This is a genomic window from Staphylococcus pettenkoferi (assembly GCF_002902685.1).
Taxonomy (GTDB): Bacteria; Bacillota; Bacilli; order Staphylococcales; family Staphylococcaceae; genus Staphylococcus; species Staphylococcus pettenkoferi.
This window is the reverse complement of sequence record NZ_PPRN01000033.1, coordinates 14,928-28,849: the sequence shown is the minus strand read 5'-3', so window position 1 is coordinate 28,849 and position 13,922 is coordinate 14,928. Positions and strand designations below refer to the sequence as shown.

The window sequence follows — 13,922 nt, the reverse complement described above, 5'->3', positions numbered from 1 at the left end:
TATGCGAATTATCATACTTTCTATCTTAGCCATCATTAATTTGATCTTCGTTGTGCAAGCTTTCACGCATCCATTGACGATTAATAACTTTAGTTTAAAAGTCATGCTCGTCGTCTTCTCGCTCGTCATGACCATCGTCTTTCTCCTTATTCGCACAACGCGATTGACGACATGGTTGAGCGTCATCACACTCATCATCGCATTAGTTCATGCTGGTATCATCGCTCACACAGCTTATACCTATATCTATTGACGACTAGACGAAGCGATACTCTCCACCTCGAATGATAAAGGAATACGGTGAAGTCGTCTCTTCATCACGTATCACTATGGATTTGTATGACGAATGCCCTCCATCAAAGATACGATAGACGACTTCATCGCCTCCTATCTTCAATTCAGTGAAGTCCTCATTATCTTCTGAGACCTCCATCTGGTACCATTTTTGCCAACGTGCCACTGTCATAGCTCGATCCGTACTTTCAATATTAATGGACTCGATAGTAAAATGATTCTGTCTTAACGGCGCGAGTTGTTCTGCTCGCTTATCCGCATCTTGATCCCACTGAATAAAGAACGGTGGTTTAACCAAGTAATCATTGTCAGCAATATACAATAACCGCCAAGTCTTCTTATCACCTTTCTTATTCTCTCTGTCCATCTTGATAGGACCAATCACTTCAACACTATTCGCTTCCAAGCGTTGCTTTTCTTTCTCGATATCATCCGTTTCAAATGCGAGTGTTTTAAAGCCTTGTCTAAACCCATCTTGTACAATCTTAGACGGGAAAGACACACGTCCTTCTTCAGATTTCACGATTTTTTGTAACTGTTCAATTTTATAAATATCTAACAGCTCAATATAAGCATTTGATAAGTAAACCAAGCGATTGTGTGTACCTAGTCGTTCGTGTTTACCCCCTGAATGAATCTTCAATACATCTCCAGGGAAATTAAAGTCTTTCAAACGTTGTACATAGTGGATCATGTGATCTAACTTTAAAGTCATCCTACCCCTCCGTCCTATTTCCTGCTCTCTTAACTTTATAGTACGCTAACTTGTCATCTAGCATAACAGAAACCGCTCTACATTGCTTTCTAGATGGTGTTATATTAAAAAATTACTATTAGCCTATTGAAATTCCTCTTTTTACGTCGTATACTATATAAGTCGAATTTAGTTAGCAAGGCTAACCATTTTAAAAATATAAGGAGTGCGTTATGAACAATTCAGACTTATTTAATAGCATCACGTCAATCTATCGTCCGTATGTTAAATTCTGTCGCCCTATCTTTGAAAAACATGAGCTCTATAACGGGCAATGGCTCGTCCTTAAAGATATTGCATTGCATGCGCCGACAACACTCGTACAAATTTCTCAGCGGAGAGCAATTGAAAAGCCAACTGCGCGTAAGATTCTGAAGGTATTAGCAGAAAAATCCTTGCTCGAAGTTACGCCAGGTACCGATCGTCGTCAAAAATGGCTGACACTTTCTGACAAAGGTCAGGCACTCTTTGATGAAATTTATGGCGAAATTGCCCAAATACAAGAGCGTCTCATTAAAGAGACAAATTTACCGACAGAAGATATCGAAACGACGATGCGCACGTTAATTACGATATACGAACAAATCCATTCAATAGAGGAGGAATCTTAATTGCAACCAACCGATCAACTCAAGACACCTATTTGGACTAAGAGTTTCAACATTAACTTCTTAACTAACTTCTTAGTCTATCTCAGTATGTATTTACTCATCGTTATCGTCGCAAGCTATACAGTTGATGTTTATCACGCCTCAACGAGTATCGCTGGACTGGTAACTGGACTCTTTATCATCGGTTCACTTATCGGCCGATTCGCAACAGGTAAATACGTTAATCAATTAGGGCCGAAGAAGACACTCTTAATCGGTCTAGGATTCTTGCTCATTACGCAACTCTGTTACTTTATTGAGGGTTCACTCACTTTCCTTATGTTCACCCGTCTTATCAACGGTATCGCTACCGGTGTAACAACGACAGCGACAGGTACAATTGCTGCTTACGTGACTCCGCCTGAGCGTAAAAGTGAAGGTATCAGCATGTTCTCTCTAAGTTTAGTTATCGGAACTGCTGTCGGACCATTCTGTGGACTCTTCTTATCTAATCTTTATCCAATCGAAGTCTTATTTGGTCTCTGTCTTGCATGTGGTATCGTAAGTTTCGTCACTTCATTCTTTATTAAAGTTGAATTCGATACGACATCTAAAGAAGAAGACAAAGAGGACAAACAACCAGCTAAGAAAGGCTTTAGCTTAAGTCACTTTATTGCGAAAGAAGCAGTGCCAGTGGCGATTTTAATGGTACTTTCAGGTTTGACTTACTCATCTATTTTATCTTTCATCAAAGATTACGCGCAGGAAATTAACCTTGTAACAATTTCAAGTTACTTCTTTATCTTCTACGCAATTTCATCTCTTGTTACTCGTCCTCTTGCTGGCCGTATGATGGACGAATATAACGAGAATGTCGTGGCTTATCCGTCATTCATCTGCTTGATCTTAACGTATGTATGTCTGTACTTTACTTCAAGCAGTTGGTTACTCGTAGTAGCTGGCCTGCTGTTAGGTGCTGGTTACGGAACTATTTCTTCTATTATGCAAGCTGTAGCAATCAAAGTGTCACCACCTGAGAAATACGGTGTAGCGACATCCACTTACTTTATCGGCTTGGACCTTGGTTTAGGTATTGGACCTTACTTGCTTGGTTTCTTAATCAACGTTATGTCCTATGCACAACTATACGGTCTTATGGCTATCGTCGCACTATTCACTACTGTGCTTTATTTCGTCTTACATGGCCGTAAAGCTAAACAATATGAGGTTGAATAAGCTTTCGCTTTAGTTAAAATGAAAAAACAACCCGCGAATGATTGAGATATAATCTTTCTTCTCATAATCATTCGCGGGTTATTTTATTTATATTATAAGTTATGTTCCATTAAGGTCCCAGTCTCGTTGAATGCAGCCCCCTAGGCAAACGAAAGTTGTTCAAATAAAACAAAGGTATAACCACTTTTTTATCTTATTCATATATCATAATTTAATCAACTGCCGGTAGCTATCTGAATTCATAAAGGTTTTCGCTTTTATGAACTCTAGCCAGCCTCGCGGTGGTAGAACAACGAAATCATAGATTTCTGTTCTGCTCCCTAACCACCTATATAATTCATATTAATCTTCTTACGTTTACGGTTCGCAACAGTCTGTTCTGTCCGCTCATCAGAATAACGATTATCACGAATATGCCACAACGCTTTAAACTGATCCTCCAACTCTTGATCAGTTGCGCCATTACGCATCAATGCTTTCACATTAAAGCCATCGACTTCACTAAAGAGACAACCATAGAATTTACCGTCAGAAGACAAGCGAGCACGCGTACAAGTTGAACAGAAAGATTCAGAAACACTTGTAATCAATCCAAATTTCGCTCCATTATCATTATGACGATAATATTTCGCAACTTCGCCATAATACTTCGGTGGAACAGGTGAGATATCAAACTCAGACTTAATCATCTGCAGCATTTCATCTTTAGAAACGACTTTACTAAAGTCCCAGCCGTTATCATTGCCGACGTCCATAAACTCAATAAAGCGAATCTCAATATCTTTATCTTTAAAATATTGCACCATTGGCAAGATTTGATCATCGTTCACACCTTTTTGAATGACCACATTGACTTTTACATGGAAACCAATACTTACTGCATAGTCAATTTGTTGTAATATAGTAGACGCTTTAATGTTACGATTATTAATCGCTTGAAAGACCTCATCTTCAATAGCATCTAAACTAACGTTAATTCGACGTAAACCAGCGTCATACAGTTTTTGTCCATGTTTTTTCAATAATAAACCATTGGTCGTTAAACCAATATCTTCTATCCCATCAATATGATTTAACCGCTCAATTAGTTGATACAGATTCCGTCTGAGTAAAGGCTCGCCGCCTGTAATGCGGACTTTCTTCACACCTAACTTAGTATAAATCCGTGTGATTCGTTCCATCTCTTCAAACGTGAGAAGCTCATTCTTAGGTAGAAAGACATAGTCATCACCAAATATTTCTTTTGGCATGCAGTAATCACATCGGAAATTACACCGATCCGTTACTGATAATCTCAAATCTCGTATCGGTCTGCCTAACTTATCTGTGATTTGTGCTACCATGCGTCTCCCTCCTCTTCTTAATCTAATGCTTCTCGCAACTGTTCCAAATCTTGTTGATAATTAATATTCCAATACCAATACGGTGGTTGAGGTATCTCTCCAACATCAATCCATGCCGTTGAGACCTGTTGGTATAGATGTTTCATACTGAAATCATCTGACTCCAATACCTCTTGCAACTGCGGCTGCACACTAGAATGATAGAACGCCAGTGTAGGAATCGCGTACTTATCATCCTGATATCCGACTATGTCAACGCCATCATTTTTAACACGCTGTTCAAACGCCTCGTATAGATGCTGAATCGCTTCTACTGTCACCATAGGCGTATCGACAGACACTACAAACAACGCATCAGACTGTTGACCATAATGAAACGCTGTGTAGATACCGGCTAACGGACCTTTATCTTTGTGCTCATCTATATCTGTCACCACATGTTCCGCCTCAAACTCATGAGCTAACTGCGCGTTCGTACTGATAAGGATATCATCAAAGCATTCCGTCTTCGTCAACGATTGTATGAGCCTTTGGTAAAATGTCTCTCCATTAATCTTCGCAAAGGCTTTAGGCGAACCGAAACGCTCTGAATGTCCTCCTGCTAGAATGACTGCTCGCATACATCAACCTCCACTTACTGGTGGTATTAGTGCCACTGTATCATTCGGTTGTACCACATCATCATCTCGTACAAATTCTTCATTCACCGCAATTTGAAAGGCTTTATCTTGAATTTCAGGATGACGGTCACTTAAATCCTTTTTAAAATCACTTACCGTTAAGTCATAACTTAAATCGATATCTTCATGATCCATATTTAATATTTCTTTAATTTCAGCAAAGTATAAGATTCTCATTATTGATCACCCCTCGTCGCGTCATCATGATAACCCCGTTGGTGCCCTTGCCATTCTGCACCGTCTTCCCAAATCTCTTTTTTCCATATCGGTACAACTTCTTTGATACGATCGATGGCATATTCATTTGCCGCATACGCATCTTTACGATGTGGCGAAGAAACACTGATTAATACTGCAATATCTGAGATTTGTAATGGACCTATACGATGAACGATGGCTGTAATCGTTCCTGGCCAACGTTCTTCGATTTCTTTTCCAACTTGCGCGAGTTTCTTCTCTGCCATCGGAACGTAAGCTTCGTATTCTAAATACTCCGTCTTGACTCCTTTCGTCCACTCGCGAACATGGCCTGTAAAGACCACTACTGCACCTTGGTGTGGTGTCACTACGAAATCGCGATATTGTTCTGTTTGAATAGGCTCAGTCACCACTTCATATTGTTTCATTTACTTCAATCCCTCTAATTCCTTTAATAACCATTGGTCAAAGTGTTGTAATTCTGGATCTGTATCCCAATTGAGTTGATATTTCACTTCTGTTAGTTGACTCAATTCTTCCATCTCTGCCGCTTCACGTGCGACGATAATCTTTGGATACGCTGCTTGTTTAAATCCTTCGACTAGGATGAGTTGACAATCTATTGTAACAGATTGATTGATGATTTCTGAAAGATTTTGTTTCGTACTGCGCGTAACTGTTTGTTGATAATCGTTACCTTGTACGATGCTTTGATCTGCGCCTGCATTAAAATGTTTCATGTGATCTACATTCGCTTCTTGAAGTGCTATATCTTCTCCTTGGTGACCATGATGTTTAACCGTTGCGACAGCTAGCCCTAATGCCTTAGCTTGTTTCACGATATGTTGCATCAAAGTCGTTTTCCCAGAATTTTTATAGCCAACGACTTGCAGAATCATAAATTAAGATCCTCTTCATAAGCATGCGACTCAGTTAAAATAACATTAACTGTATAACCTTTCTTGAAACCTCTCGTACCTTTCGGCAAGACGATCATCGCATTGCTATGCGCGATAGATACAACCGCACCTGATTTATTGAAACCAGCAGGAGTGACTGTCATCTGTTGACCATCAAGTGTTGCTTCTGCTCGGATAAAGCGTGTAAATGGATTCGGTTTACCAAAGTCTTCCATCAATGTTGCCTGAATCACTTGAGGATAATACGCTTTCGCACCCATCATCTTATTCACAGCAGGTTTGACGTAAAGTTGGAAACCAGTGAAGCATGCAGACGGATTACCTGAAAGCCCAAAGAGATATTGACCGTTCGCCACAGCGACCGTCGTTACACTTCCGGGACGCATGGCAATTTTATTAAATAAGACCTCTGCGTCAATCGCTTTATAAATTTCTGGTAGGTAATCGAAATCGCCGACAGATACGCCTCCAGTCGTGATGATAATATTGTGCTGTTTCATCGCATCTTTCACCGCTTCAATACTACTTTCGAGATCATCCTCTTGAATTTGATACGTCTCGACTTCCAAACCGAGTTGCTGACTCAGTGAGGCAATCATCGGTCCATTAGAGTTACGAATCTTACCTTCTTCAAGTTCATCATCTACATTAAGCAATTCACTACCTGTCGCTATCACACCAACGCTCGGTTTCTCATAGACAGGCACTTCACTATAGCCATACGTAGCAAGTACTGCAATCGCACCTGGATTAATACGTTGACCACGTTCGAGCACTACGTCACCAATTTGAGTTTCCTCACCTTTGCGCGCGATATTGTCTCCTGCTTGGAATGATTTACGAATGGTGAAACTTCCTTCACTTTCCACTGTTTGTTCCAGCATGACGATAGCGTCCGCACCTTCAGGAACTTGCGCGCCCGTCATGATACGCACCGCTTCTCGTTCTCCAACGACTTTCGAAGATACTGAGCCGGCGCCGATGTGATCGATAACTTTAAATTCAAGGCGGTTATCTCCGCTCGCGCCTTCTGTATCTTGTGCTCGCAATGCATAACCATCATACGGCGATTTATCGAAGCGCGGAATTTCATATGTGGCTACGATATCCTCTGCTAAAATGTACCCCGTGCTATCTGCTAATTTCACTTGTCGTGTCGGCATCGTGATATCTTGTTGAACGACACGGTGAATCGCTTCGCTTACTGGAATCGGTGTTCTTTTTTCTACTGACATTTGAATCAGCTCCTTCTCTTTTCAATTCGTGATATACTAAACTCGCATAAGGAGGTATAACATGTCTGATTTTACACATCTTAATGACCAAGGACGTGCAAAGATGGTCGACGTCTCACAGAAAGACGTGACGAAACGCACAGCAACTGCACACTCAAGTATTACAGTGAATCATGAAATTTATCATCAAATCGTTAACAATACTGCTAGCAAAGGAAATGTGCTCAATACCGCACAAATCGCGGGTATCATGGCTGCCAAGAATACAGCAGATATCATTCCGATGTGCCACCCGCTACCACTCACTGGCATCGACATTCACTTCAACTGGCTTACAGATAACGATCAATATATCTTAAATATTGAAGCTACCGTTAAGACGACAGGTAAGACGGGTGTTGAAATGGAAGCACTCACTGCCGCTTCGGTTACAGCACTCACCATTTATGATATGACGAAAGCCGTCGATAAAGGAATGATTATCGGCGAAACCTATCTTGAAGCTAAATCTGGCGGTAAAAGTGGAGACTACACACGCTCAGATTCATAATATAGATCGAAAGCCCAGCTTGCATGAAGCGATGTCACTCATGAGCTGGGCTTAACTTATACATGCTAAGATTTCGTAGCTTCAGATACGAAATGATTCAATTCAGGTTTAATAAGTCTGTCCATAGCTAATTTCACTGCCCCAGTAGAACCAGGCAAACTGAAGATAAGTTGGTGTCCACGTTCACCAATTGTACCTGCTAACGCTCGAGATAACATCGCGCGCGTACCTACATCTTCTGTGTAACTCAAGTATCTAAAGAGCTCTCCAAAGCCTTCAATTTCTTTGTGTAACAACGGTCGAACCGCTTCAATCGTCACATCACGTTTAGCTATACCTGTACCTCCTGTAACGATGATGGCATCGATATCCGTATCTTCCCATGCTTTAATTTGTGCTGGAATTTCTTCAATATCATCTTTCACGATTTGATAATTCTTTTTAACTACACGTACATCACTCGTACCCAACGCCTCAAGGACTTGTTTACCGCCCTTGTCTGTCTCAAAATCACGTGTATCTGAAACTGTGAGTACTGCACATTCAATCGTGCGCTCGAGTTGTTCATGTTGATGTGTCATATCAATCACTCCCCTTTGTTGATTAACCAAACAACTGTCCAATCAGTGTCGCTGCTTGGTTTGGATCTCTCATGCCATGTATGAGCATACGGCCACCTGTAAAACTAATGATGCGATGACCTTTAAACTCAAACATGAGCATGTAATCATTCTGTTTATATTTCATACCTTTGGTTCCCAGAAATTGCGCAATCATTTCCTGGGAAATATGTTGATTGTAGTATTGGACGGTATCTCTACCGCAAAGGACTGCATATTGACGTTCAGCTTGTTTGAGATAAGGGTACGTAGGGTTGGAACCACACGTTTCACAATTCTCGCGATGCATTCGGCTGAAACCAATCGTATGATGACTGCCTTCCCAGATATCTCCAAAGGTCAATTGTGGTGCTACTTCTTTATTTGTGAGCAACTTCAATGCGTCACGAATCTGTAGACTCGTCGTCATCGTCACAGCAGGTTGAATCACTCCTACCGTGTCACATGTCATGCTGATCGAAGGAAGGTTCGGCATGACACAGTTAAAACATGGTGTCTGGCCTGGAATAAACGCTGCTTCCGTGTAAGTGCTTTGCACTACTGCACCATAAATCCATGGTATGGATTGTTGATAAGCAAAGTCGTTCAAGCGCTGTCTCGTTTCAAAGTTATCTGTCGCATCAATAATCAAATCCACATCTTTGCCATGCTTATCTAAGAAGATTTGATCTACATGAGCGATATAACTATGAATATAGATATCACTTCGAATTGCTTCTAATGCTTTCTGAGCCGCAACAACTTTTGGCAGTGCAGACTGAGCGTCCAATTCAGTGAACAGCGTTTGTCTTTGCAAATTACTATATTCGATATAGTCTCTGTCCACTATCGTTAGCTCACCCACACCTGAACGAGTTAAACCTTCAGCAACATGTGTGCCTAAAGCCCCCATACCTACGATGAGCACATGCGATTGAACCAGTTGTTCTTGACCCTCGCTCCCTATATTTTTATACAAGATTTGTCTAGAATAACGCGTCTCCATTACTCCTTACCCTTTCTACATCACTTACTGTTCTTATTATAGGTGTTCAAACGTGAACTCACAAAGGATTGACTTACCTTTCTCATTGTAAAATGATTCAGTTAATATTGTTAGGTTTGTTCAATAAAAATTTAATTAATTTTACAAATGGATATATAATCGTGCGTGTTCATGGTACAATGAAAGTAATCGTATTTGGAGGTGTAGGTATGCCACGTTCTACAAATTATCAACAAAAGCTGGCCCATGCGAAAGATCATGTCATTAACTCAATCGGTGAGACGATGGACCTTTACGGAATGAACCGCAGTGTCGGTAATCTCTACGGTACTATGGTGTTTGGTCAACAAGCCATGACGCTCGACGAAATGCGTACTGAGTTACAAATGAGCAAGCCAAGTATGAGTACCGGTGTAAAGAAACTACAAGAGTTTGATGCTGTGAAACAACAATTTATACGTGGTAGTCGTAAACAACACTTTGTAGCTGAGAAGGACTTCTTTACTTTCTTCGCTAACTATTTCTCTATGAAATGGAATCGTGAAATCAAGCTTAATATGGAAGCGATACGTAAATCTGAAGATGAAATCGAGACGATTCTCGAAGCAAATAATGTCGATGAAGACACGAAAGAACAAGCGCAAATCATCTATGACCAAATGGAACATTCGAAGCGCTACTATGAGTGGTTAGGCGACTTAAGTGAAGCGCTCACTTCAGGTAAGATCTTTGACTACTTCCCTATTCCTGAAGAGGAAGAGCACGATAAATAAGCGACGTTTAAATTAATAGATAATCCTAATGACCTACAGATGAACAAACCGTTCATCTGTAGGTTTTCTAATGATCAATTAATTCCTTTTGATACTTGATTTATCGTTCATTGCGCTTATTGTTAGCACTTCATCTGCTAGGCTTTCTGCTTCGTAATTGGAATGTGTCACGAAGATAATTGGGATATGCCACTCATGAAAGATACGTTTCACTAGTGCGATGCCTTCTTCTTTCGTCTGATCATCTAGACTGGAAAAGGGTTCATCTAACAAGATAAGATCTGGTTTCGTACTCAAGGCACGAGCCAAGGCTACACGTTGAGATTCCCCACCTGATAAGGTCATGGGATATTTATCTTTTAAATGGTGAATATTTAACTCTTTCATCAACTTACGTATGTGAGCATTCATTTCAGACATAAAGGTCAAATTACGATGTACCGTCATATTAGGAAATAATTGATAGTCTTGGAAGAGATAACCTAAATTACGCTTTTGAATCTTCACATTCACACCTTGTTCAGTATCTGTGAGCACGCGGTTATTAATTTGTATCTTCGCTTTGTCAGGATGTTTCAAACCTGCAATAAAGTTAAGTGCAGTCGTCTTCCCTATTCCTGACGGCCCTTTTAACGCATAGATCTTGGGTTCTTCATCATCAATATTAATATCGATGAAAGCGCGATCAAGTTGGTGTTGTAATTGAATCTTCAGCATCTAGTCCACCTCCCGGTAACGGTCGCGATTGAGTAAGTTGATAGTACTGATGACCACTATAGCAAAGGCGACTAAAACGAGTACCCATAACCATGCTTGATTCTCCTTGCCCTGTTCAACGAGGAAATATATTTCGAGTGGTAACGTATTCGTTTTATTAGGGATATAACCTGCAACCATTAATGTTGCACCAAACTCACCAATCGCTCTCGCGAAACTCATCATAATCCCAGAGAGAATAGAGCGTTTAGATAACGGTACAACGAGACGATAGAATATCTTACGTTCGCTTGCTCCCATCGTACGTGCAGTGTTCAACATCTTGCTATCTATACCTCGAAAGCCTTGCACCGTATGTTGGTACATAAGCGGAAAACTAACAATGACAGATGCAATTACTGCACCTGTCATCGTGAATACTACCGGGATGTGTAAGACATTCGAGAAGAATCGTCCCACTACGCTATGAGGCGAGAAGATGATAAGTAAGATGAAACCCATAACAGTAGGGGGTAACACAATAGGTAGTACAATAATACTTTCGAGAATTCTAGCAATGATGCCCTTTCTTTCATATAACCATTTAGAAACGAGGACACCGATAATCGTTACGATAACTGTACTGATTAACGCAACTTTAATCGAAATCCAGAATGGTGTGAAGTCAGGCATTGCTACAACCTCCTAAGCTTCAAATTCGTATTTTTTCAAGATTTCTTTTGCTTTGTCTGATTTTAAGAAGTCCATCCACTCTTTCGCAAGTTTCTTATCAGAAGTTGCACCTGCTTCATAAGTGATTGGTTTGTCTAGTTTCGCTTCGTTAATTTCTTTAACGTTGCTATTACCATTTTTTTGATCTTGCGCTAAGTCTGTTTTGTAAACATAACCGAGTTGCGCATTACCTTTTTTCACGTAATTTAATACTTGGCGCACATCTTTCGCATACACTAAGTTAGATTTAACATCGTCGTATAAGTTGTTCGCTTTTAAGTATTTTTCTGCATATTTACCAGCTGGTACAGATTTCGCTTCACCAACCGCTAATTTGTCATCTCTTTTAAGATCCTTAACTGATTTGTAGTTACTATCTTTGTCTCCGATTAAGACAAGTTTATTCTTCGCATAATTGTATGTATCATGCGCTTTGTCTTTATCTTTCAACATATCTACGTCTTTCGTGTTCGCTGACATGATAACGTCAGTTGGCGCACCTTTTTCAATTTGTTGTCTTAAGGCACCTGAACCACCATAGTTAAACGTGATGTTAGCGTCTTTGTGATCTTTCTTGAATTCTTTCTCTAAATCTTTAGACGCGTCAGTTAAACTAGCTGCAGCTGCAATTTGCAATGCATTTTCGTCATTTTTGTCTTTCTTGTCTTTATCATCTTTCTTATCTTTATGTGATGATGTTTGGTGTGAGTCATTTGAACTCTTTGAATCTTTTGAGCTATCGCCTGAGCCAGAACAGCCCGCAAGTACTAGGCATAGCGCAAGTAGTGAAACTACTAGAAATCTTAGTTTCATGAATATCCCTCCTCGCAAGCTATTATATACTTATTTGACACAAGATAAAAGTGCTTTCGCACAATATTTTCTGAAAATAGACTATATTAGGATAATGGATTATAAAACGCTATCAAATCCCCTTATATCAATAGTTAAGAGACCTTAAGTTACTCCTCTTTAATTAGGGAGATGACTAATATATTAAGTATATTTAACATATTTCTCACATGATTAACTACACATGAATATCACTCTGATTGCTTACTTTTACGATAAATCTGCTTTAATTGACTCACTATCTCTTCGTAATTCTTAAGACCTTGAAATTGAGGACAGTCAATAATTATATTCATATAATGTTCTATCGTCTCCTCATAATCTAAAGATAACTGTCGCCCCACAGGAAAATGCTCAAACCAAGGTCCAACAGCATCGAAAAACGAATCCGTTCGAAAAGCGAAATGTTCAACTAATTGCTCGTAACAATTGATATAGCACTCTAAAAAGCGTTGCGCTTCTTTCGGATTAGTGTCTACATAATATCGTGCAAAGTGATGATATAGTGGCATGGCAAAAAATGGAAATAGTTTATCGATATTGAAGGCGATATTTAAATGCTCATATTTGCGCGCTAACTCCTCGACTGATAAATGATGTAATTCTTGTGTCACAAGTAGTAGAAATTCTTGTACCATCAAATTTAAATTCTGATACATATCCGATTCAAGTACACTTGTCGCTTTCTCTTTATTTCCTTTGGCTAAATAAGACATCCCTAATATCAAGTTCTCCCCCAAGTTCACTTCATAATCAGAAAGATGCTTGACGATTTGATTAAACGCTCCATTCGCATACCAAAAAATGGCTTTATAACCATACGCTTTACGCATTAGAGCAGTGCTTGTGCAGTTACTTTCAATTATATGTATGATTTCAAAAGCGAGCGCTATCGCTTTCTTTCATATCGTTCCCTCTTTAAATAGCTGTATATTACTACTCATCACACCTAATAACGCAACGAGAAAGTCATAATCGTGACTCCCGGTATGAAAGTGTGCTTCAATCGTTGCTACAAAGTCTTCTTTACTACGGCTCAATTTATCTATCAAATCAGAAATAATCGCTTTCGTTTCCTCACGTGAGTGCTTGGATGTGACATTAAGCATCTCATCCACACTCGTGTTAAAAAGTCTTGCGAGAATAGGTAATTGCGTAATATCAGGTAGTAAGTGACCTGTTTCCCACTTTGAAATTGTCGTTTTCGTTGTCTTTAAATGATGCGCTAATTGTGTTTGATTCCAACCTAGTCGCCGTCTTTCTTGTCTAATTCGGTTCGCAAGGTGTTGCACGTCTATCCCTCCTCAAACACCATATTAACTCACTCTAACGATTAAGCGAAGTTCTTATTCAGCAATTTCAAGAAACAAAGTTTCCGAAAGAGAAACATATGCTAACCTTATTTTTCAACATGCCCCTTTTAACATAAAACAAGCTCCCCACGCACAGTTGTTAAACCACACG

The 13,922-nt window shown here is 39.8% G+C and carries 19 protein-coding genes; 5 read left to right on the top strand and 14 right to left on the bottom strand.

What is annotated here, in order from left to right:
- Position 1 precedes the first annotated feature (1 nt).
- Positions 2–253: a hypothetical protein gene (locus tag CD126_RS06575; RefSeq protein WP_049407642.1), complete on the top strand. Its 252-nt coding sequence runs from the start codon at positions 2–4 to the stop codon at positions 251–253.
- A gap of 3 nt (positions 254–256) precedes the next feature.
- Here CD126_RS06575 and CD126_RS06570 read toward each other — a convergent pair whose 3' ends face one another.
- On the bottom strand, positions 257–1,009 hold the full coding sequence (locus tag CD126_RS06570) for a VOC family protein (RefSeq protein ID WP_103370221.1): 753 nt from the start codon (positions 1,007–1,009) through the stop codon (positions 257–259).
- A gap of 212 nt (positions 1,010–1,221) precedes the next feature.
- On the opposite strand from CD126_RS06570, the gene CD126_RS06565 reads away from it, so the two are divergent.
- Both CD126_RS06565 and CD126_RS06560 read left to right on the top strand, forming a co-directional pair.
- Positions 1,222–1,659 (top strand): MarR family winged helix-turn-helix transcriptional regulator, encoded by a 438-nt coding sequence (locus CD126_RS06565; RefSeq protein ID WP_049407638.1) that lies wholly within the window; start codon positions 1,222–1,224, stop codon positions 1,657–1,659.
- On the top strand, positions 1,660–2,874 hold the full coding sequence (locus CD126_RS06560; RefSeq protein ID WP_049407637.1) for an MFS transporter: 1,215 nt from the start codon (positions 1,660–1,662) through the stop codon (positions 2,872–2,874). It begins immediately after the preceding gene.
- Between the two features lie 320 nt (positions 2,875–3,194).
- Here the strand turns inward: CD126_RS06560 and moaA are convergent, their stop codons facing one another.
- The 6 genes from moaA to CD126_RS06530 are packed head-to-tail and all read right to left on the bottom strand — an operon-like array spanning position 3,195 to position 7,250.
- Complete coding sequence (moaA, locus tag CD126_RS06555; RefSeq protein WP_103370220.1) at positions 3,195–4,217, bottom strand: GTP 3',8-cyclase MoaA; 1,023 nt, start codon at positions 4,215–4,217, stop codon at positions 3,195–3,197.
- Positions 4,218–4,234: 17 nt separating this feature from the next.
- Positions 4,235–4,837 (bottom strand): molybdenum cofactor guanylyltransferase MobA, encoded by a 603-nt coding sequence (gene mobA / locus CD126_RS06550; protein WP_103370219.1) that lies wholly within the window; start codon positions 4,835–4,837, stop codon positions 4,235–4,237.
- Between the two features lie 3 nt (positions 4,838–4,840).
- A complete protein-coding gene (gene moaD, locus CD126_RS06545) occupies positions 4,841–5,074 on the bottom strand; it encodes a molybdopterin converting factor subunit 1 (protein WP_002471294.1) in 234 nt (77 codons plus the stop codon).
- Positions 5,074–5,523 carry a molybdenum cofactor biosynthesis protein MoaE gene (locus CD126_RS06540; protein ID WP_049407632.1) on the bottom strand — a complete coding sequence of 150 codons (450 nt, stop codon included), beginning with the start codon at positions 5,521–5,523 and terminating at the stop codon, positions 5,074–5,076. Before CD126_RS06540 ends, moaD begins: the two co-directional genes overlap by 1 nt.
- The gene (gene mobB / locus CD126_RS06535) at positions 5,524–5,994 is read right to left on the bottom strand and encodes a molybdopterin-guanine dinucleotide biosynthesis protein B (protein ID WP_049407631.1); all 471 of its coding nucleotides are present in this window, start codon (positions 5,992–5,994) and stop codon (positions 5,524–5,526) included. It abuts the gene before it with no gap.
- Positions 5,991–7,250, bottom strand: a complete 1,260-nt coding sequence (locus CD126_RS06530) for a molybdopterin molybdotransferase MoeA (protein WP_049407629.1) — start codon at positions 7,248–7,250, stop codon at positions 5,991–5,993. The genes mobB and CD126_RS06530 overlap by 4 nt, the downstream gene beginning before the upstream one ends.
- A 61-nt stretch (positions 7,251–7,311) precedes the next feature.
- On the opposite strand from CD126_RS06530, the gene moaC reads away from it, so the two are divergent.
- Positions 7,312–7,800, top strand: coding sequence for a cyclic pyranopterin monophosphate synthase MoaC (gene moaC, locus CD126_RS06525; protein ID WP_049407627.1), 489 nt, complete (start codon positions 7,312–7,314; stop codon positions 7,798–7,800).
- Between the two features lie 65 nt (positions 7,801–7,865).
- On the opposite strand, the gene CD126_RS06520 is transcribed toward moaC, so the two are convergent.
- Entirely contained in the window at positions 7,866–8,381 is a 516-nt protein-coding gene (locus CD126_RS06520) for a MogA/MoaB family molybdenum cofactor biosynthesis protein (protein ID WP_103370218.1), read from the bottom strand.
- A gap of 22 nt (positions 8,382–8,403) precedes the next feature.
- Positions 8,404–9,405, bottom strand: a complete 1,002-nt coding sequence (locus CD126_RS06515) for a ThiF family adenylyltransferase (RefSeq protein WP_049407623.1) — start codon at positions 9,403–9,405, stop codon at positions 8,404–8,406.
- 209 nt (positions 9,406–9,614) lie between these two features.
- Between CD126_RS06515 and cudC the strand changes: the two genes are divergently transcribed.
- Positions 9,615–10,178: a choline uptake/conversion transcriptional regulator CudC gene (gene cudC / locus CD126_RS06510; protein WP_049407622.1), complete on the top strand. Its 564-nt coding sequence runs from the start codon at positions 9,615–9,617 to the stop codon at positions 10,176–10,178.
- Between the two features lie 78 nt (positions 10,179–10,256).
- Here the strand turns inward: cudC and CD126_RS06505 are convergent, their stop codons facing one another.
- The 5 genes from CD126_RS06505 to CD126_RS06485 all read right to left on the bottom strand — a co-directional run bounded on the left by CD126_RS06505 (position 10,257) and on the right by CD126_RS06485 (position 13,750).
- On the bottom strand, positions 10,257–10,895 hold the full coding sequence (locus tag CD126_RS06505) for an ATP-binding cassette domain-containing protein (RefSeq protein ID WP_049407620.1): 639 nt from the start codon (positions 10,893–10,895) through the stop codon (positions 10,257–10,259).
- Positions 10,896–11,567 carry a molybdate ABC transporter permease subunit gene (modB, locus tag CD126_RS06500; protein ID WP_103370217.1) on the bottom strand — a complete coding sequence of 224 codons (672 nt, stop codon included), beginning with the start codon at positions 11,565–11,567 and terminating at the stop codon, positions 10,896–10,898.
- Positions 11,568–11,579: 12 nt separating this feature from the next.
- Positions 11,580–12,419 carry a molybdate ABC transporter substrate-binding protein gene (gene modA, locus CD126_RS06495; protein ID WP_049407616.1) on the bottom strand — a complete coding sequence of 280 codons (840 nt, stop codon included), beginning with the start codon at positions 12,417–12,419 and terminating at the stop codon, positions 11,580–11,582.
- A 230-nt stretch (positions 12,420–12,649) separates the two neighbouring features.
- Complete coding sequence (locus tag CD126_RS06490; RefSeq protein ID WP_049407614.1) at positions 12,650–13,291, bottom strand: hypothetical protein; 642 nt, start codon at positions 13,289–13,291, stop codon at positions 12,650–12,652.
- 69 nt (positions 13,292–13,360) lie between these two features.
- Positions 13,361–13,750, bottom strand: a complete 390-nt coding sequence (locus CD126_RS06485; protein ID WP_049407612.1) for a helix-turn-helix domain-containing protein — start codon at positions 13,748–13,750, stop codon at positions 13,361–13,363.
- Positions 13,751–13,922: the final 172 nt, after the last annotated feature.